Below are 18,755 nucleotides of genomic sequence, written 5' to 3'. Positions count from 1 at the left end.
CCGGGCGGCCCGTCGCCTCCGCGCGCCGGCCCGCCGTCTCCACGTGCCGGGCGGGCATCTCCGCGTGCCGGCCGGGTGTGCCGCGCCGGACCGGCGGGCGGACCCTAGTCGGGGTGGTGCTGGTGCTGCAGGTAGGCGGCGGTCTCGGGGTTGGCGGGGAAGTACGCCTCGATGGCCAGCTCGGCCACGGTGATGTCGAGCGGGGTGCCGAAGGTCGTCATGGTGCTGAAGAAGACCAGCTCGCGATAGCCGCGGCGGAGCCGGAGCGGGATCACGATCTGCCCGGGGCCGCTGCCCAGTTCGGGCTCCGGCTGGTCGCAGGGATAGTCGACGAGCTCCCGCCAGAGCTCGGTCAGCTCCGGGTCGGCGGTCAGGCTGATCTGGCGGCGCAGCCGGTGCAGCAGGTGGGCGCGCCACTCGCCCAGATTGAGGATCCGGTGCGCGATGCCCTTCGGGTGCAGGCTCAGCCGCAGCACGTTGACCGGCGGTTCGAGCAGCTCCGGGGCGACGCCGCGCAGCAGCAGCCCGGTGGCGGGATTGCGGTCCACCAGGTTCCAGCGCTGGTCCACGACCACGGCCGGATACGGCTGGTGCCCGCTCAGCACCTGCCCCAGCGCCTCGCGGACCGAGGCCATCTCGGGGGAGTTCAGCGGGGTCTCGGCGAACACCGGGGCGAAACCGCCCGCGAGCAGCAGGTGGTTGCGCTCGCGGAGCGGCAGGTCCAGCTCCTCGGCGAGGTGGAGGATCATGTCCCGGCTGGGCTTGGAGCGGCCGGTCTCCACGAAGCTCAGGTGCCGGGTGGAGATGTCGGCCTGGATGGCCAGGTCCAGCTGGCTCATCCTCCGGCGCTCCCGCCACTGGCGCAGCAGCTCGCCTACCGGCCGGTTCGCGCTGGTGGTGGTCACAAATAACACAATATCCGGCAATGATCCGCCAAACCATTACCGTCGATGTAACGGAGACCGTGACATCCGGAGCCCGCCGCGGCGGCGGCGTGTGCCAGGATCAGGCGGCGTGGGCCGGCGGGATCTCCGGGTGACGGCACCGGCCGTGCCGGCGCTCCTGGCCGGCTCCGCCGCGTGCTCCTCGCCTCCCGTGGACACGGGCGGGCGGTGCGAGAGGAGGGGACGGCCGGATGCGAGGACGGATGCCGTGGCCGCTGGCGGTCCCGGCGGTCGCCGGGCTGGTCTTCCTCGTCCTGCCCCTGTTCGGCCTGCTGGTCAGGGCCCCGTGGGCGGAGATGGGGGAGCGGCTGGCCGAACCGCTGGTGCTGGAGGCGCTGCGCCTGTCGCTGGTCACCGCCACCCTCGCCACCGCGATCTGCCTGCTGCTCGGGGTCCCGCTGGCCTGGCTGCTGGCCCGGGGGAACCCGCCCGGACGGCGGCTGATCCGGGCCCTGGTGACGGTCCCGCTGGTGCTGCCGCCCGTGGTCGGGGGCGTCGCGCTGCTGCTCGTCCTCGGCCGGAACGGGCTGGCCGGGCGGTGGCTGCATGAGGCGTTCGGGATCTCGTTCCCGTTCACCACGGCCGGGGTGGTGCTCGCCGAGGCCTTCGTGGCCATGCCGTTCCTGGTGATCAGCGTCGAGGGTGCGCTGAGGGCGGCGGACCTGCGCTACGAGGAGGCCGCGGCCACCCTCGGGGCGTCCCGGTGGCGGGTGTTCACCCGCGTCACGCTGCCGCTCGTCGCCCCCGGCGTCTCCGCGGGAGCCGTGCTGTGCTGGGCGCGGGCGCTGGGGGAGTTCGGGGCCACCATCACCTTCGCCGGGAACTTCCCGGGGCGGACGCAGACCATGCCCCTGGCGGTGTACCTCGCGCTGGAGACCGACCCCGAGGCCGCCATCGTGCTCAGCCTGGTCCTGCTCGCGGTCTCCGTGCTGGTGCTGGCCAGCCTGCGCGACCGGTGGGCGGGGACGCCGTGAACGCGACGGACACCGCGAACGCGACGGACACCGTGAGCGGGACGGGAGCCGCGGACGCCGTACGCGCGGTGGGAGTCGCGAGCACCGGGCCGGTTCCCTCGGGGCGGGAGGGAGGAACATGATCAGCGGCAGGCTGGTGGTGGAGCGGCCGAGGTTCCGCCTCGACCTGGAGCTGGAGGTCGCCGCAGGGGAGGTGGTCGCCCTGCTCGGTCCCAACGGCGCGGGCAAGACCACGGTCCTGCGGGCGCTGGCCGGGCTGCTGCCCCTGTCCGCCGGGCACATCCGCCTCGACGGCGAGCCGCTGCACACGACCCCCGCCGAGCGCCGCCCCGTCGGCATGGTCTTCCAGGACTACCTGCTCTTCCCGCACCTGTCCGCGCTGGACAACGTCGCCTTCGGCCCGCGCTGCCACGGCGTGCCGAAGCGGCGGGCCCGCGAGCTCGCGGGCGGGTGGCTGGAGCGCGTCGGCCTGGCCGGGCACGAGAGGGCCAGGCCCCACGAGCTGTCCGGCGGGCAGGCCCAGCGGGTCGCCCTCGCCCGGGCGCTGGCCGTACGGCCCCGCCTGCTCCTCCTCGACGAGCCGCTCGCCGCCCTCGACGCGCACACCCGGCTGGAGGTCCGCGCGGCCCTCCACCGCCACCTCGGCGACTTCGACGGCGCCGCCGTGCTGGTCACCCACGACCCGCTGGACGCGATGGTGCTGGCCGACCGGCTCGTCGTGGTGGAGGACGGCGCGGTCGTCCAGGAGGGCGCCCCCTCGGCCGTGGCCCGCCATCCCCGCACGGACTACGTCGCCCGGCTGGTCGGGCTCAACCTCTACCGGGGCGTCGCCGACGGGCACGCCGTACGGCTGGACGGCGTCACGCTGAACGCGGCCGAGTCCCAGACCGGCCCGGTGTTCGTGGCCTTCCCGCCCACGGCGGTCGCCCTCTACCGCACCCGCCCGGACGGCACCCCGCGCAACCTCTGGGAGGCGGTGATCGGCGGGGTGGAACGGCACGGCGACCACGTCCGGGTGCTGCTCACCGGTCCGGTCGAGGCCTCCGCCGACGTCACCGCCGCCGCGGTCGCCGAGCTCGGCCTCCGGCCCGGCGCGCGGGTCTGGGCCGCCCTCAAGGCCACCGAGACCCACGCCTACCCCGCCTGATCGCGTACGGGGTCGCGCCCGGCAGGGATCGTCCCGACCGGCTCCGCGGCAGCCTCCGACCGGGGTGCGGGGGGTGAGACCCGCGCAGGGTGCGGGACCTGGACGGGGTGTGGGACCCGCGGGGTGCGGGACCGATAACCGCTCGCGGCGACGGGGCGCGGGCGGCCAGACTGGCCCCATGGGACGAGGGCGGGGCCGTACGGCGGGCGCGGTGGTGACGTCGGAGGGCGAGTGCCTGGGGAGCCTCGGGCCGTTCCCGGTGGCGACCCCCTGGTGGGCCGACGCCGGGCCGGTCGCCGACCATTTGACGGCGGTGCTCGGCGTGCCCGTCATGGTGCTGCGGCTGGTGGGCGTGCGGGGCGGGGGCGGTGCCAGGGACGGGCACGTGACCTACCACGCCGAGGCCTTCGGCCGTCCCCGCGACGGACTGCTCGGCCCGCCGCCCGCCGACGCGGCCGGGCTGCTGCGGCCCGCCGCCCGCCGGGCCGGGTGGGCCACCGCGTCCGGCCTCCGGGAGTCCCTGGAGTGGGCCCGGGAGGCGCTGCGCGCGGCGGGACGCCCGATGAGCGGACCCGTGCGGCAGGTGAAGACCTGGAACCTGTCGGGGCTGTTCCGCATCCCCACCACCGGGGGTCCGGTCTGGCTGAAGGAGACGCCCGGCTTCGCGACGTGGGAGGCGGGCGCGATGGCGGCGCTCGCGGCGGTGGACCCGGAGATCGTGCCCGCCGTCGTGGCGTCCGACGCCCGCCGCCGCCGGGTGATCCTCGACCACCTGCCCGGCGAGGACTGCTGGGAGGCCCCGGCGGAGACCGTCCGCGCGATGACCGGGCGCTGGGCCGCGGCGCAGGCGGCGGTCGCGCGGCGCCGGGACGGGATCCCGGACGGACTGCCGGACCGCACCCCGCGGGCCTTGGCGGAGCTGGTGCACGGGCTCCTGGACGGCGAGGCCGCGACCGGCCTGTCCGCCGCCGAGCTGTCGGCGGCGCGCCGGCTGGCCGACGGGCTGCCCGGGCTGGCCGCCGCGCTGGAGGAGTGCGGCCTGCCGCACTCCCTGGTGCACGCCGACTTCCATCCCGGCAACTGGCGGTCGGACGGGCGGCGCACGGCCGCCGTCGACTTCGCCGACTGCCATTTCGGCCACCCCGCGCTGGACGCGCTGCGGACGTGCGGGTTCCTGCCCGCCGACCGCCGCCACGAGGTGACCGGCGCGTGGACCGCGGCCTGGTCGGCGCTGGTCCCCGGCTCCGACCCGGGCAGGGCGCTGGCCCTGGCGGGCCCCTTCGCGCGCCTGGCGTACGCGGTGCGCTACCAGGAGTTCCTGGACGGCATCGAGACGAGCGAGCGCGTCTACCACGAGGGCGATCCGGCGGCCGAGATCCGCGCGGCCCTGGCCGTCAGCGGCGCCTGGACCCGCGGGCCAGCCGGCTGGTGATGCGCTCCAGCTCGGTGCCGAAGGGGTTGTCCTGGACGAGGTAGGTCCAGGTGGCGGTGGGGCGCTTGAGGCCCGCGCCCTCCAGGTCGAGGCCGTCGGCGGTGATCTCGGCGGCCTCGAAGGCGGCGACCGAGCGGGACTCCACCTCGGCCAGCATGCGCCGGTAGGCGCCGACGGCCTCCTTGTGGAACTCGTCGATCGGGTTGGCCCGGCCGAGGACGCGCAGGTGGATGCCCTCGCGGACCTCGCCGAGGTAGGCCAGGTGCTCGGCCCAGCAGCGGTCGAGGTGGAACAGCACGATCTGCCGGGCCGCCTCGTGCAGCACGTCCGCGGCCCCCTCGGCGCCGGGCCCCGCGCCGGTCCCGCCCTCGCCGGTCCGGTCACTCCCGTCCCTCCGGTCGGCTCCGGCCCCGCTCCCGCCTCCGTCGGCCCCGTCGGCCCCAGTCCCGGCCCCGCTCCCGCCTCCGTCGGCCCCAGTCCCGGTCCCGCTCCCCAGGCTCTCCAGCACCTCGGCCCAGCGCTCGGGGGCGGCCGCGGCGAGGGCCTCGGAGGCCGTACGCCCGCGCAGGACCTTGTCCCGCCGCTCCAGGACCTCCTCGCGCTGGCGCTCCAGCAGGCGCGTGTAACGCCAGGTGTTGCGGTGGATCTCCATGTTGACGCCCTCGGCGACGCGCTGGGCGTGCGCGACGAGCCGCTGGGAGGGCACCCCGCCGGTGTACTCGTCGGCGACGTAGCGGGCGATCAGATCGTCCTCGCCGCTGACGAAGAAGACCGAGCCGCCGGGGTCGCCCTGCCGGCCGGCGCGGCCGCGGAGCTGGTCGTCCAGGCGGCTGGCGGCGTGCCGTCCCGAGCCGATGACGTACAGCCCGCCCAGGGCGTCGACCCCCTCGCCGAGGCGGATGTCGGTGCCGCGCCCGGCCATCTGGGTGGAGACCGTGATCGCGCCGCGCTCCCCGGCCGCCGCGATGATCGAGGCCTCCTCGGCGTCGTTCTTGGCGTTGAGGACCACGCACTCCAGGCCGCGGCCGGCCAGGGTCAGCGCGAGCCGCTCGGACTCCGCCACGTCCAGGGTGCCGATGAGGACCGGCCTGCCGGTCGCGTGCGCCTCGGCGATCTCGTCGGCCAGCGCCCGGTCCCGCTCCAGGGCGTGCTCGAACAGGCGGTCCGGCTCGTCCGCGCGGACCAGCGGCCGGTTGGGCGGGACGACGGCCACCTCGAGGCCGTAGAACTCGCGGAGCTGCTCGCCGACGGCCACGGCCGTGCCGGTCATCCCGCACTTGACGGGATAGCGGGTGATCAGCCCCTGGACGGTGATCGAGTCGAGGATCTCGCCGGTCTCGGAGGCGGGCAGCGCCTCCTTGGCCTCGACCGCCGCCTGCAGGCCGTCCGGCCAGCGCTGCAGCAGCGCCACCCGGCCCCGCGACGGGTTGATCAGATGGACCCGGCCGTCGCGGACGATGTAGTCGACGTCCTTGGTGAGCAGGGCGTGGGCGTGCAGCGCGAGGCTGACCTCGGCCAGGGTCCCGGGGGTGTCGTAGAGCTCGACGCCCAGGGCGTTCTCGACCGTGTCGATGCCCCTGGGCGTCAGGTGGACGTTGCGGGCCTGGTCGTCGATCTCGTAGTGGTAGCCCTTGACGAGCTGCCGGACCAGCGCGGCCATCTCCGGCACCGCGTCGCCCGGATCGGCGGCCCCGGCCAGCACCAGCGGCACCCGGGCCTCGTCCACCAGCACCGAGTCGGCCTCGTCGACCAGCGCGACCTGCGGCTCGGGCACGACGAGCTCGGCGACGCCGGTGCGGAGCCGGTCGCGCAGCACGTCGAAGCCGATCTCGCTGACCGAGCCGTAGGTCACGTCCCTGGCGTAGGCCTCGCGGCGCTCGTCGGGCGTGGAGTTCTGGTCGATCCAGCCGACCGTGACGCCCAGCGCGTCGTACAGCGGGCCCATCCACTCGGCGTCGCGCCTGGCCAGGTAGTCGTTGACCGAGATCACGTGGACCCGCCTGCCCTGCAGGGCGTATCCGGCGGCGGCCATCGCTCCGGAGAGGGTCTTGCCCTCGCCGGTGGCCATCTCCGCGACGTTGCCGGAGAGCAGGGCCAGCGTGCCGACGAGCTGCACGTCGTACGGGCGCAGCCCCAGCGACCGGTCGGCGGCCTCCCGGAGCAGGGCGCAGAAGGCGGCCGGGTCGTCCACCCGGGGCTCGGGCAGCTCCGGGAGGGCCCGCAGGCGCTCCTCGTGGGCCCGGGAGGCCGCCACCGTCCGTTCGAAGGAGGTCAGGTCGATCGAACCGGGACGCTCCAGGAACCGCCTGACGAACTGCTTTATCGACGCCACGTTCCCTCCAACGCCCGCTCCCCGGATCGCGTTCCCGTCCGCCGGTGCCCGCTCCCCGGATCGCGTTCCCGTCCGCCGGTGCCCGCTCCCCGGATCGCGTCCCCCTCTGCCGGGTGAGGCGTCGCGTCCGCCGGTGAGGCGTCGCGGAACCGGAGCGGATCCGGGCCGTCCGGCCGCCGGACTCCGGGCCGGGTCCGGGGCCCCGTACCGGTATCTTGTCCCCGCTGTGAGTCCCGCTGTGAGTCCCGCTCCCCGCGGGGCAGTGGCACCGGGCCCCGCCCTCCGCGGGGCCGTACCGCCGGAAGGTGAGAGGGCGATGACCGCTGAGGAGAAGGCCGCACCGTCCCCCGTGAGGGCCCGGGCGGGCCGCTGGAGCGCGCAGGGATGGGTCAACGTCGTGCTCCTGGCCATGGCCTTCCTGCTCGCCGGGTCCGCGGTGACGGGGGCCACGGCCCTGCGCAACACCGCGCAGGTGTCCAACCGGCTGGTGGACCAGATCTCCCCGGCCCGGGTCGAGTCGGAGCGGCTGAAGACCGCCCTGCTGAACCAGGAGAGCGGCGTCCGGGGCTTCGTCCTCACCGGCAGGGAGGAGTTCCTGGAGCCGTACACCGACGGTCTGGAGGCCGAGCGGGAGTCGGTGGGCGAGATCAGGAGGCTCATCCGGCAGGGGCGGCCGCTGCGCGAGCTGGACGAGGTGGAGCGCCTCATCGGGCTGTGGCGGACCCGGCACGCCGAGCCGATGATCGAGCGGATCCGGGACGAGGGCGCGGAGCAGGTGAGCACGGCGCAGGTGGAGGCGAGCAGGCAGTCCTTCGAGACCGTCCGCGCCGCGCTGGACGCGCAGAACGCCGCCTGGACGCGGTCGCGGGACGACGCGCGCGCCAACCTGGGCGACGCGCGGCTGCTCCGCGACGCCGCCTTCCTCGGCATCCTCACGGTCCTGCTGTTCGCGATCATCGCGGTGGCGGTGCTGCTGCGCGTGGTGGTGTTCCGCCCGCTGGACCGGCTGAGCGCCGCCTCGCGCCGGGTCACCGGCGGTGACTTCGAGCACCACGTCGACACCGGCGGCCCGGCCGACATCGCGGCCCTGTCCCGCGACATGGAGGCGATGCGCGAGCGGATCGTGGCCGAGCTGGAGGAGAGCCGCCGGGCCCGGCAGCTGCTGGAGGAGCAGACCACCGAGCTGCGGCGCTCGAACGCCGAGCTGGAGCAGTTCGCCTACGTGGCCAGCCACGACCTGCAGGAGCCGCTGCGCAAGGTGGCCAGCTTCACCCAGATGCTGGAGCAGCGGTACGGCGAGCAGCTGGACGACCGGGCCAGGCAGTACATCACCTTCGCGGTGGACGGCGCCAAGCGCATGCAGGTGCTCATCAACGAACTGCTCACCTTCTCCCGGGTGGGCCGGATCACCCGGGAGCCGGTGACGTTCGCCCTGGAGGAGACGATCGCCTCGGCGCTGCGCAACCTCACCGCGGCGGTGGAGGAGTCCGGGGGCGAGATCGAGCTCGGCCCCCTGCCCGAGGTGACCGGTGACCGGTCCCAGTTCGTGATGCTCTGGCAGAACCTGCTGGGCAACGCGCTGAAGTTCCGCCACCCCGACCGCGCGCCCGTGGTCCGGGTCGAGTCGCGGCGCGAGGACGGGGAGTGGCTGATCACCGTGACGGACAACGGCATCGGCATCGACGCCCGGTTCGCCGACAAGATCTTCGTCATCTTCCAGCGGCTGCACAACCGGGACGCCTACGAGGGGACGGGCATCGGCCTGGCGATCTGCCGGAAGATCGTCGAGTACCACCGGGGGAGGATCTGGCTCGACACCGGATACACCGGGGGGACGCGCTTCGTCATCGCCCTGCCGGCGACCGGCGAGGAGCCGGAACCGGGGCCGTCCGGGTCCGGGGAGGCCTCCGCCGAGCGGCAGGACCCGCCGGCCGCGGAGCCGGCCGGGGACCGGGCCGCCGCCCGGGCGGACTCGTAGGGCCCTGCGGTTCCCGGGGGATGTCCGCGACCGGGGAGCACCGAGGTCCGGAGAATCCTGTGACGCGCTTCTCCGGTAGAAGGTTGTTCCGTTCCGGCATGGGATGAATCACGGGGATCACCCCCTCTGCGCAGGGCGTTCCCCGTGCCAGGATGAGCCCGATCCCACGATCGGAGAAGACGTGAACACGACCTCGGCCGCCACGGCCCTCGCCGCCGCCGCCCTCCTGCTCGCCTCCGCGGCGCCCGCCCTGGCCGCCGCACCCGCCTCGGCCCCGGTGGCGTCCGCGCCGGCCGCCGAGCGGGAGTCCGGTCTGAAGACGGTGTACGGCTGGGCGAAGAGGTCCGGGAACTCCGCCATGATCGTCACCCCGCACCGGGTCAGGCGCTACGGCCACGGCGAGGGCGAGAACGGCGGCTGGTACATCGGCAGGCGGAAGGGCGCCCCCGTCAGGATCGACTACACCGAGGGGCTCGACTTCCGCCAGGTGAACAAGAAGTGCGGCAGGCCCCCGGCGGGACATCCGTACGACACCCGCAGCAGGTACGAGCTGGGCACCAGGCGCTGCGACCCGATCCACCTGTACGACCTGCTCCGCAGGGGCAGGATCCCGGTGAAGGTCGTCTACGACCCGGCCGGTCCGATGGCGGTCAAGGTGCACGAGCTGGTCCTGCCGTAGGGCGGAGGTCCACCGGCGGGTCCCGCCGCAGGACGGTGAAAGCCCCGGCCGTACCTGACACGACCTGACAGGTACGGCCGCCACGATGGTCCTCATGACCACGAAAGCCAAGTTCCTCGCCGTGACCCTCGACTGCGCCGAGCCCAAGCGGCTCGCCGACTTCTACGCCGCCGTGTTCGGCTACGAGGTCCAGTACGCCGAGGACGAGTACGCCGGCATCGGCGACGGCACCATGACGATCTACTTCCAGAAGAACACCGAGCGCAGGCCCGCCGCCTGGCCCGGGCCGGACAAGCAGTTCCACCTGGACGTGCGGGTCCCGGACGTGGACCGGGCGGTCGCGGAGTACGTGGAGCTCGGCGCGAGCAGGCCGGACTTCCAGCCCGGCGGGGAGAACTGGACCGTGCTCGCCGACCCCGAGGGACACCTGTTCTGCGTCTGCCCGGCCCGCGACTGACCCGGCCGGGCCCGGTCCGCGACCTGAGGGCCGGTCACGGACCGGGCCCGCCGTTCTGCGGCGTCACCCCCGGCCGTCGGGAGGCTCGCCGGACGGTGGACGTGACCCGGTCAGGAAACGCCGGTGCCCACGAAGGTGCATCCAGGTGACCCCTGACATGAGCAACGATCCCGCTCAGATCGGTCACCGGCGCACCCGGTAGCGCAGGTGGAGCACCCGGTCGCCCTGGACCACCACATCAGGATCCTCCAACAGGTGCTGCGCGTCGACCGGCCCGAAGTAGCGCTTGCCGGACCCGAACACGACGGGTACGACGTCCATGCGCACCTCGTCGACGAGCCCCGCGGCCAGCATCTGGCCGCCGACGTCGCCGGCGGCGACCTCGACCACGCGGTCACCCGCGAGCTCCCGCGCCCTGGCCACGGCCGCCTCGACGCCGTCGACGAAGTGGAACGGCGCCTCGGGGTCCCAGCCCTCGGGCATCGGCCGGTGCGTCACGACGACCACGTGGTCGATGCCGCTCGGCGGCTTGCCGTCCCAGCCGTCCGTCAGGTCGAAGACGTGGCGGCCGGCGATCGTGACCCCGATCTGGTCCCAGTACGGCCGGGTGTAGTCGTAGGAGGTCTGCGACACCTTCAGCCCGCCGCTCCCGTCCAACGGGACGTCACCGCTGGACAACCAGTCGAACAGCGGTCCCGGCTGGTCGTTCTCGTCCGCGATGAAGCCGTCCACCGACACCGAGCCGTACATGACCACCTTGCCCACGGGGCTCTCCTCTGCTTCGGGGTGCCCAAACTAGCGTGTCGTGAGCTGTCGCTTCCATGTCGCGGCCGTTGTGACGATGGGTCGCCAGGTCGCCAGGTCGCCGCGGAGCCGGTGCTGCCGTTCGTGGTCCGCCCGGGAGCGGGGATCGGCACGCAGCACTTCGAAGCAGCGGCGCGTGTTGGCCAGGGCGTGCCGGCACAACTCCTCCCAGCCCTTGACCGCGTCACCGGTGCCGAACCGGACGTCCCACTCGTCGTCGGGAGGCGGGACCGTGACCCGGTCGCCGCGCTTGGGACTCACGCGGTGACCTCGACCGCTCCGAAGTCGCCGCCGGTGGCCTTGCACGCCTGGGCGTATCGTGCGGGGTCGGCCTTGATGCGGGCGGTCGCCCGCCAGCCCGCGATGACCTCCTGTGCGGTGGTGTCGACATCCAGCTCCGCGGCGTCGGAGAGCGCCTCGACCAGTTCCAGGGTGAAGGAACGAAGCTCGTCAGAGGTCAGGTGGCGGACCCAGGGGAAGACGTCAGGCATGGCGATGACCAGCGTGCGGGCGGTCGGATCGTGCTTGAGGAGGGCCAGGAAGAGGCGCGATGCGGTGGTCAGTGTCTGCCCTCGCCGGTCCTCACGGTCGGCGGCGGTCAGGTAGAAGTCCGGGGCGTCGCGGTGGGTGATACGGACCCGGCCCAGGCGGACGGCGCGTTCGGCGACGGCTCGGGGGTTTCTGGACAGGTCCGAGAAGGTGACGGCGTCGGCGTTGCTGGTGCTCACCCCGCCATCGTAGGTCAGAACACATTCTGATAAGCGGTGAACCGCGGCGGCGCGCCCTCACGGGGTCCTGCCCCTGGCGCGGAAGGCGGCCGTCTTGACGCGGTTCTGGCACGCGGTGCCGCAGAAGCGGCGGGTGCCGTTGCGGGAGACGTCCACGTAGACCCGGTCGCAGTGCGGCGCGGTGCACACGCCGAGGCGGTCGTGGAACTCGCTGCCCAGCACGATCGCGAGCCCGGTGGCGCAGCTCGCCGCCCAGTCCTCGGCGGCGGTGCCGCCGGTACCGTGGAAGTGCAGGTGCCACGGCTCCCCGTCGTGCCGCTGGAGCAGCGGCCGGGCGCGGCTCTCCTCCAGCAGGGCGTTGACCCGCAGGGCCGCCGCATCGACGTCCTCCGCCGCGACGGCGTCGAAGACGGCGCGCAGGCGGGCCGCGACCCCGGCGAGTTCCCGGGCCTCCTCCTCGGTGACCTCCCGGTGCCCGGGGTAGCCGGTCCGCAGGCCCTCGGTGGCGGCGGCAGCGCGGTCACGACCGGCTCCTCTGCGCCGTCCGAGGCTGATCCGGCCGGTCCCGGCGGCGCCGCCGGGACCGGCCGGATCAGCCTCCGGGGCCGATGGGAGGCCTCCGGGAGGCCTCCGGGAGGCCTCCGGGAAGGCGGCGAAGACGGTCGATCGGACTTGAGGAGGCCCTTACCAGGCCATCGAGAGCCCTAAGCTGGATGGATGACCCGAGTATCGCTTTTTTACCCATGCGCGGCTTCCCCCGAGGGCGGGTGGCGATGACCTGGGTCGGGATCTCGATCGCTCTCGTCGGCGCGCTCGGCTACGCCCTGGGCGCCGCGCTCCAGCAGTTCGAGGCGGTCACTGAGGGCGCCTCGCTCAAGCTGATGAGGCGCCCCCGCTGGTGGCTGGGCGGCGTCATCGGTTTCACCGGTGCGTCCCTGCACGCGGTGGCGCTGAGCTTCGCGCCGCTGGTCGCGGTGCAGCCGATCAGCGTGGCGACGCTGGTGTTCGCGGTGCCGCTCGCGGCGATGCTGCACGGCAGGAAGGCCCACCGGGCGGAGATCGTCGGCTCGGCCGCGGTGGCCGTCGGGCTGCTGGGCCTGCTGCTGCTGGTGCCCTCGCACGCGGTGACGCCGCACATGACGGGCCGGGAGGCGTTCGGCTTCCTCGGCTGCATCGGGCTGGTCGTGCTGGTGACCCATCTGGCCGGGCGGAGGGCGCGCGGCCCGGCCAAGGCGCTGGTGCTCTCGGTCGCCGCGGGCGCGGTGACGGCCAGCGTCTCCACCTTCGTCCGGGTGGTGGGCGGGAACTTCGGCGGTGAGTGGGCCAACCTGCTCAGCTGGTTCACCCTCGCCGTCCCGGTGCTGCTCATCTGCGCGGTCGTGCTGCTGCAGAAGTCCTACGAGGTGGGTTACTTCGGCATCGCCTACGCGGGCGTGCAGGTGGTCGACCCGATCACCTCGATCCTCGCCGGAGCCCTCCTGCTGGACGAGGCGATGCCCTCCGGCTGGTCGAACGTGCTCCCCGCGCTCCTGGCCGGCGCGCTCATGGTCTGGGGGACGCTCACCCTCGGGCGGCTCGCCCCCGACCACAAGGCCTCCGAGCACAAGGCCTCCGAGCACAAGGCCCCCGTCCCCGCGCCTTCCCCGGGAGCCGCTCCCGCCCTCTTCCCCGAGTCCTCCGCGGATTCCGCTCCGGCCCGCGCGGCCGGATCCGAGCCGGTCCACGAGTCCGCCCCCGCCCCCGCCTCCGAGAGCGTCCAGGTCACGCCGTAGGGGGGCGCCAGCCGAAGATGTCGTCCGCCGCGCCGGCGGCCTGTCCCGGGGCGAGCCGCGCGGCGAGCAGCATCGCCGTGTCGCGCAGCCGTACGGCCAGCGGATTGCGGATCTTCGTGGCGCGGCAGATCGCGGCGGAGCGGGCGACGATCTTCGAGGTTCGCTCCAGGCGGGCGGCGGTGTAGGCCCCCAGCCGTGAGGCGACGTCGGGCGCGGCGCCCTCCCCGGATCCGGCGACGTGGGCCAGCACGACCGCGTCCTCGATCGCCTGGCAGGCGCCCTGGCCCAGGTTGGGCGTCATGGCGTGCGCCGCGTCCCCCAGCAGCGCCACCCTGCCCCGGTGCATCGCGGGCAGCGGGGTCGCCAGGTAGTGGACGTCGTTGCGGAGCACGTCCTGCGGCGAGGCCGCGGCGAGCAGCGCCGGGATCGGGGCGTGCCAGTCGCCGAACAGCCGCCGCAGCTCCGGGAGCTCGCCATCGTCCCCGCGGCCGGCGCCGTTCCCGCCCCCGCCGTTACCGCCGCCCGCGGGCACGGTGTCGGTGGCGTAGCAGTAGGTCGTGCCGCCGGCCAGCGGCATGATCCCGAAGACCCGGCCGGCGCCCCAGCTCTCCGACGCCTGGCCGGGCACGCCCTCGGCGGGGACGAGCACCCGCCAGCTCGTGGTCCCGGAGTAGCGCGGGCCGGGGTGGCCGGGGAACAGCGCCGCCCTGACGGGGGAGTGGATGCCGTCGGCGGCCACCACGAGCTCGGCCTCCAGGATGGTCTCCCGCCCGCCGCCCGCGCCGCCGGTCCCGAGACGGGGTCCGGTGCCGGCGGCGCGACCGGCGCGGGCGGCGCGCGGGTCCGGAGCCGCCGTCCCGGCCGTGACGGCGGTCACCGCGCCGGTCTCCGGGTCCACGCCGGTGACCGTGGTGTCCAGCCGTACGGTGCCGGGGGCCAGCCGGGCGACGAGCGCGTCGACCAGCTGCGCGCGGCGCAGCAGGACCACCGAGTCGCCGTACTGGGCGGTCGCCGCCTCCGCGCTGGTCCTCACCAGCCAGCGGCCGTTCGCGCTGCGCACCCCGCCGTCGCCCTGGACGGCGGAGAGAGCGCGGATCTCGTCGCCGACGCCGATCGTGTCCAGCGCCCTCAGCGCGTTGGCCGCGACGGCCAGCCCGGAGCCGACCGGCTCCAGGGACGCCGCCCGCTCCAGCACCGTGACGTCCCAGCCCTGTCGCTGGAGCGCCACCGCCGCGGTCAGCCCGCCGATCCCCGCCCCGACCACCACTGCGCGCGCCATGCCCATCTCCTTCACTACGGATGTAGTGAACAGTACTACCCCTGTAGTCCAACTACAAATGTAGTATCCCGTGGGTGAAGTCCCAACGCGCTGAACTGGTCGCGGAGACCGCCATCACCCTGCTGGCCGAGCGCGGGATGCGCGGGCTGACCCACCGGGCGGTCGACGAGGCGGCCGGCCTGCCGCCCGGCTCGACGTCCAACCTGGCGCGCACCCGCTCGGCCCTGCTGGAACTGGCCCTCGCCAGGCTCACCGAGCTGGAGGTGGAGCTCTTCTCGTCGTTCATGGCGGGGGTCGTGGGCGAGCCGCCGGTCGCGGGAGGTCCGGGCCTGTCGGCCGGGCCCGGCGGTCCGGGGGGCCGGGACGGTGCAGAGCCCGGGATCGGCGGTCCGGGGGGCCGGGACGGTGCAGGGCCCGGGATCGGCGGTCCGGGGGATCGGGAAGGCCTGCCGGGCCGGGACGGTGCAGGGCCCGGGAGCGGCCGGGACGCCCTGGACGCGCTCGCCGAGATGACGGCCCGGGTGCTGTGGGCGCAGCTCACCGTCGACCGCCGCCGTACGGTGGCCCGCTACGAGCTGGCCCTGGAGGCGACCCGCCGCCCCGAACTCCGCGCGATCTACGACCGGGCGGGGGGCCGGTTCCGGGAACCGGCCGTCGCCCTGCTCGCCGCCGCGGGCTCCCCCGATCCGGTACGGCACGGCCGCCAGCTGGTCGTCTTCGGGGAGGGCGTGATGTTCGACGCCATCGTCGGGGCCGGGGCCGAGCCCACCCTCGATGACCTCCGCCGCGGCGTGCGGGAGCTGCTCGCGGGAATGCTGTCCGACGGCTCCGCGTCGCGCGCCTGAAGAACGCCTGAGGAGCGCCGGCCGGTTCCGCGTCGAATGCCTAGGAGGCGCCGACCGGCGTCCCGGGGGCGAGCCCGGCGGTGTCTGGGCCGGAGGTGTGAGCGGGACCGGTGGCCGGGCGGGCGGTCAGCCGGGCGCGATGGGCGGGCCACTCGTGGTCGAGCACGCTGAAGTAGACCGTGTCGCGCCAGGTGCCGTCGGGGCGGCGGCGGTGGCGGCGCAGGGTGCCCTCGTAGGTGCAGCCGAGGCGCCGGATGGCGGCCTGGGAACGGGTGTTGAGGTGGTCGGTCTTCAGCTGGACCCGGTTGAACCCGAGCGTGCCGAGGGCGTGGTCGATCAGGAGGATCTTGCACTCCGTGTTCACCGCGGTGCGCCAGACCGCCCTGCCGTACCAGGTCCAGCCGATCTCGACGCTGTGGTCGAACCCCGGCACGTCGATGTAGGTGGTCCAGCCGGTCGCCCGGCCGGTCTCCCGGAGGACCACCGCGAACGGCACGTGCCGGTCGTCCTCGATGAGGTGGCGTGCGATCGCCGCCAGCTCCGCCTCGGTCTCCGGCACGGGGACTCCGAGCCAGCGCCAGACCTCGGGGTCGCCGCCCCCCGCCGCGAAGAGGTCGGGGAGGTGGGCGGCGGTCAGGGGCTCCAGCCGTACGGCGGCGCCTTCGAGGGTGACGGGAGAGGGCATGGTCGCGGTCATGCGGACGACCCTAGAAGGGGGAAGCGGCCGGTCCTAAGGTCCACTTGGTGGATTTTCCCGGAAGACCACCCGGATTCGGGAGGGACGGTCGACACTCATACCGTCCGGTCGGTACGCTCCGGGAGGACGAGGTGAGGAGTACCGATGGACTTCGGGTTCGACGCCAGGACCGAGGAGCTGAGGCAACGGCTGCTCGCGTTCATGGACGAGTGCGTTTATCCGGCGGAGGAGGCCTTCGAGGCCCAGGCCGCCGAGAGCGGCTGGACCGTCCCGCCGCTGCTGGAGGAGCTCAAGGCGGAGGCGCGCGAGCGCGGCCTGTGGAACCTCTTCCTCCCCGGCGAGCACGGCGCCGGGCTGACGAACCTGCAGTACGCGCCGCTGGCCGAGATCATGGGCCGGTCGCCGAGGATCGCGCCCGCCGCCACCAACTGCGCCGCCCCGGACACCGGCAACATGGAGGTCCTGGCCCAGTTCGGCGACGAGCGGCAGCGCAAGGAGTGGCTGGAGCCGCTGCTGCGCGGGGAGATCCGCTCGGCGTTCGCGATGACCGAGCCGGCCGTGGCCTCCTCCGACGCCTCGAACATCTCGCTGTCGATCACGCGCGACGGCGGCGAGTACGTGATCAACGGCCGCAAGTGGTTCGCCTCCGGCGCGATGAACCCCGACTGCCGGATCCTCATCGTGATGGGCAAGACCGACCCCGAGGCGTCGTCGCACCGGCAGCAGTCGATGGTCCTGGTCCCCACGGACACCCCGGGCGTGCACGTCCGGCGCGGCATGCACGTGTTCGGCTACACCGACGCCGACCACGGCGGGCACGGTGAGATCGACTTCACCGACGTGCGGGTGCCGGTGGCCAACCTCATCGGCGAGGAGGGCGGCGGCTTCGCCATCGCCCAGGCCCGCCTCGGGCCGGGCCGGATCCACCACTGCATGCGGCTGATCGGGATGGCCGAGCGGGCCGTCGAGCTGATGTGCGCCCGCGCGCTGGCCCGGACCGCGTTCGGCAAGCCGATCGCCCAGCAGGGCGTCGTGCAGGACTGGATCGCCGAGTCGCGGGTGAAGATCGAGCAGCTCCGGCTGCTGGTGCTGAAGACCGCCTGGCTGATGGACACGGTGGGGAACCGGGGCGCCCACACCGAGATCCAGGCCATCAAGATCGCCACTCCGCGCGAGGTGGAGTGGATCGTGGACAAGGCCATCCAGGTCCACGGAGCCGGCGGCGTCAGCCAGGACTTCCCGCTGGCCGGCCTCTGGGCCGCGGCCAGGTCGCTGCGCCTGGCCGACGGCCCCGACGAGGTGCACAAGCGTTCGCTCGCCTATCGCGAACTGAAGAAGCACATGGGAGACCGCTGATGACGGCTGAAGAGGTCGAGTCGCTGGCCAGGGAGTTCCTGGCCGCGCACGATCCGGGGGGCGACCGCCTGGAGTTCCTGCGGGCCCGGTTCGACGCCGGGCTCGCCTGGGTGCACTTCCCAGTAGGACTGGGCGGCCTGGGCGTCCACCGGGAGCTGCAGCAGGTGGTGGAGCGCGTGCTCGCCGGGACGCCGCAGCTCGACACCGGCGTCCAGGGGATCGGGCTCGGCATGGCCGCGCCGACGATCCTGGCGTTCGGCACCGAGGAGCAGAAGAAGCGCTTCCTGCGGCCGCTGTGGACGGGCGAGGAGATCTGGTGCCAGCTCTTCAGCGAGCCCGGCGCGGGTTCGGACCTGGCGACCCTCGCGACGCGGGCGGTCCGCGACGGCGACGAGTGGGTCGTGGACGGGCAGAAGGTGTGGACCTCCGGGGCGCACCACGCCCGGTGGGCGATCCTGGTGGCCCGGACCGACGCGGAGGTGCCCAAGCACCGGGGGCTGACGTACTTCGTCTGCGACATGCACGCGCCCGGCGTCGACGTCCGGCCGCTGCGGCAGATCACCGGTGAGGCCGAGTTCAACGAGGTCTTCCTGACGGGCGTGCGGCTCGGCGACGATCTGCGCCTCGGCGAGGTCGGCGACGGCTGGCGGGTCGCGCAGATGACCCTGATGAACGAGCGGGTCGCCATCGGTGGGGCCCCGGTACGGCGCGGCGGCGGCATGGCCGGCGTGGTGGCCGAGACCTGGCGGTCCCGGCCCGAGCTGCGCACCCACGACCTGCACCAGCGGCTGCTCCGGCTCTGGGTGGAGGCCGAGGTGACCCGGCTGGCCGGGGCCCGGCTGCGCGAGCAGCTCGCGGCGGGGCAGCCCGGCCCCGAGGGGTCGGGCATGAAGCTCTCCTTCGCCTCGCTCAACCAGGCGCTGTCCGGGCTCGACGTCGAGCTGCGCGGGGAGGAGGGGCTGGAGTACGACGACTGGTCGTTCCGCCGCTCCGACAGCGTGGACTTCTTCGGCCGCGGCGCCGGATACCGCTACCTGCGCGCGAAGGGGAACTCGATCGAGGGCGGGACCTCGGAGATCCTGCGCAACATCGTCGCCGAGCGCGTGCTCGGCCTGCCGTCGGAGCCCCGCGTCGACAAGGACGTGCCCTGGAAGGACCTCCCCCGATGACCCCGGCGGCATGGAGCGGTCCGCGCGGTACGAGCGACCCGCGCAGTGAGTCGCGCAGTGAGCGAGGAGTGGTGAGCGACCGATGACCCGGAGCGAACCCGACGGAGTGAGCGGAGCGGTCCGCGAGGTACGAGTGGCCCGTGCAGTGAGCGAGGAGTGGTG

The 18,755-nt window shown here is 74.1% G+C and carries 18 protein-coding genes; 10 read left to right on the top strand and 8 right to left on the bottom strand.

Going from position 1 to position 18,755, the window contains the following annotated elements; all coding sequences use genetic code 11:
- Nucleotides 1-104 precede the first annotated feature (104 nt).
- Nucleotides 105-905: a helix-turn-helix domain-containing protein gene (locus tag IEZ06_RS17815; RefSeq protein ID WP_068903291.1), complete on the bottom strand. Its 801-nt coding sequence runs from the start codon at nucleotides 903-905 to the stop codon at nucleotides 105-107.
- 230 nt (nucleotides 906-1,135) lie between these two features.
- Between IEZ06_RS17815 and modB the strand changes: the two genes are divergently transcribed.
- The 3 genes from modB to IEZ06_RS17800 all read left to right on the top strand — a co-directional run bounded on the left by modB (nucleotide 1,136) and on the right by IEZ06_RS17800 (nucleotide 4,497).
- A complete protein-coding gene (modB, locus tag IEZ06_RS17810) occupies nucleotides 1,136-1,918 on the top strand; it encodes a molybdate ABC transporter permease subunit (RefSeq protein ID WP_189237824.1) in 783 nt (260 codons plus the stop codon).
- Between the two features lie 118 nt (nucleotides 1,919-2,036).
- Nucleotides 2,037-3,065 (top strand): ABC transporter ATP-binding protein, encoded by a 1,029-nt coding sequence (locus tag IEZ06_RS17805; protein ID WP_189237823.1) that lies wholly within the window; start codon nucleotides 2,037-2,039, stop codon nucleotides 3,063-3,065.
- A gap of 178 nt (nucleotides 3,066-3,243) precedes the next feature.
- A complete protein-coding gene (locus IEZ06_RS17800; protein ID WP_189237822.1) occupies nucleotides 3,244-4,497 on the top strand; it encodes a phosphotransferase in 1,254 nt (417 codons plus the stop codon).
- On the opposite strand, the gene secA2 is transcribed toward IEZ06_RS17800, so the two are convergent.
- A complete protein-coding gene (gene secA2 / locus IEZ06_RS17795; RefSeq protein WP_229798294.1) occupies nucleotides 4,460-6,820 on the bottom strand; it encodes an accessory Sec system translocase SecA2 in 2,361 nt (786 codons plus the stop codon). The genes IEZ06_RS17800 and secA2 overlap by 38 nt on opposite strands.
- 325 nt (nucleotides 6,821-7,145) lie before the next feature.
- On the opposite strand from secA2, the gene IEZ06_RS17790 reads away from it, so the two are divergent.
- The 3 genes from IEZ06_RS17790 (at nucleotide 7,146) to IEZ06_RS17780 (ending at nucleotide 9,943) form a co-directional block, all read left to right on the top strand.
- Nucleotides 7,146-8,807 carry a sensor histidine kinase gene (locus IEZ06_RS17790; RefSeq protein ID WP_189237820.1) on the top strand — a complete coding sequence of 554 codons (1,662 nt, stop codon included), beginning with the start codon at nucleotides 7,146-7,148 and terminating at the stop codon, nucleotides 8,805-8,807.
- Between the two features lie 181 nt (nucleotides 8,808-8,988).
- Nucleotides 8,989-9,486 carry a hypothetical protein gene (locus IEZ06_RS17785; RefSeq protein WP_189237819.1) on the top strand — a complete coding sequence of 166 codons (498 nt, stop codon included), beginning with the start codon at nucleotides 8,989-8,991 and terminating at the stop codon, nucleotides 9,484-9,486.
- 94 nt (nucleotides 9,487-9,580) lie between these two features.
- Nucleotides 9,581-9,943: a VOC family protein gene (locus IEZ06_RS17780; protein ID WP_189237818.1), complete on the top strand. Its 363-nt coding sequence runs from the start codon at nucleotides 9,581-9,583 to the stop codon at nucleotides 9,941-9,943.
- A gap of 183 nt (nucleotides 9,944-10,126) precedes the next feature.
- Here IEZ06_RS17780 and IEZ06_RS17775 read toward each other — a convergent pair whose 3' ends face one another.
- The 4 genes from IEZ06_RS17775 to IEZ06_RS36370 are packed head-to-tail and all read right to left on the bottom strand — an operon-like array spanning nucleotide 10,127 to nucleotide 11,697.
- Nucleotides 10,127-10,708, bottom strand: a complete 582-nt coding sequence (locus IEZ06_RS17775; RefSeq protein WP_189237817.1) for a dihydrofolate reductase family protein — start codon at nucleotides 10,706-10,708, stop codon at nucleotides 10,127-10,129.
- Nucleotides 10,709-10,738: 30 nt separating this feature from the next.
- Nucleotides 10,739-11,008 carry a hypothetical protein gene (locus IEZ06_RS17770; protein ID WP_189237816.1) on the bottom strand — a complete coding sequence of 90 codons (270 nt, stop codon included), beginning with the start codon at nucleotides 11,006-11,008 and terminating at the stop codon, nucleotides 10,739-10,741.
- Nucleotides 11,005-11,475: a hypothetical protein gene (locus IEZ06_RS17765; RefSeq protein ID WP_189237815.1), complete on the bottom strand. Its 471-nt coding sequence runs from the start codon at nucleotides 11,473-11,475 to the stop codon at nucleotides 11,005-11,007. Before IEZ06_RS17765 ends, IEZ06_RS17770 begins: the two co-directional genes overlap by 4 nt.
- 57 nt (nucleotides 11,476-11,532) lie before the next feature.
- Nucleotides 11,533-11,697, bottom strand: coding sequence for a CGNR zinc finger domain-containing protein (locus IEZ06_RS36370; RefSeq protein WP_229798289.1), 165 nt, complete (start codon nucleotides 11,695-11,697; stop codon nucleotides 11,533-11,535).
- 551 nt (nucleotides 11,698-12,248) lie between these two features.
- Here IEZ06_RS36370 and IEZ06_RS17755 point away from each other — a divergent pair.
- Entirely contained in the window at nucleotides 12,249-13,247 is a 999-nt protein-coding gene (locus tag IEZ06_RS17755) for a DMT family transporter (protein WP_189237814.1), read from the top strand.
- Here IEZ06_RS17755 and IEZ06_RS17750 read toward each other — a convergent pair.
- A complete protein-coding gene (locus IEZ06_RS17750) occupies nucleotides 13,237-14,526 on the bottom strand; it encodes an FAD-dependent monooxygenase (protein ID WP_189237813.1) in 1,290 nt (429 codons plus the stop codon). The two genes, IEZ06_RS17755 and IEZ06_RS17750, sit on opposite strands and share 11 nt — an antisense overlap.
- A gap of 74 nt (nucleotides 14,527-14,600) precedes the next feature.
- Here IEZ06_RS17750 and IEZ06_RS17745 point away from each other — a divergent pair, with 74 nt between their 5' ends.
- Complete coding sequence (locus tag IEZ06_RS17745; RefSeq protein WP_189237812.1) at nucleotides 14,601-15,371, top strand: TetR/AcrR family transcriptional regulator; 771 nt, start codon at nucleotides 14,601-14,603, stop codon at nucleotides 15,369-15,371.
- Nucleotides 15,372-15,411: 40 nt separating this feature from the next.
- On the opposite strand, the gene IEZ06_RS17740 is transcribed toward IEZ06_RS17745, so the two are convergent.
- On the bottom strand, nucleotides 15,412-16,068 hold the full coding sequence (locus IEZ06_RS17740; protein WP_189237811.1) for a GNAT family N-acetyltransferase: 657 nt from the start codon (nucleotides 16,066-16,068) through the stop codon (nucleotides 15,412-15,414).
- A 144-nt stretch (nucleotides 16,069-16,212) separates the two neighbouring features.
- Here IEZ06_RS17740 and IEZ06_RS17735 point away from each other — a divergent pair, with 144 nt between their 5' ends.
- Entirely contained in the window at nucleotides 16,213-17,424 is a 1,212-nt protein-coding gene (locus tag IEZ06_RS17735) for an acyl-CoA dehydrogenase family protein (protein ID WP_189237810.1), read from the top strand.
- A complete protein-coding gene (locus IEZ06_RS17730) occupies nucleotides 17,424-18,593 on the top strand; it encodes an acyl-CoA dehydrogenase family protein (protein ID WP_203871978.1) in 1,170 nt (389 codons plus the stop codon). The genes IEZ06_RS17735 and IEZ06_RS17730 overlap by 1 nt, the downstream gene beginning before the upstream one ends.
- Nucleotides 18,594-18,755: the final 162 nt, after the last annotated feature.

Origin of the sequence: Planomonospora antibiotica (genome assembly GCF_014647955.1) — a bacterium.
GTDB lineage: Bacteria > Actinomycetota > Actinomycetes > Streptosporangiales > Streptosporangiaceae > Planomonospora > Planomonospora parontospora.
The sequence above is the reverse complement of the archived record's forward strand: the minus strand, read 5'-3'. Positions and strand labels throughout refer to the sequence as shown.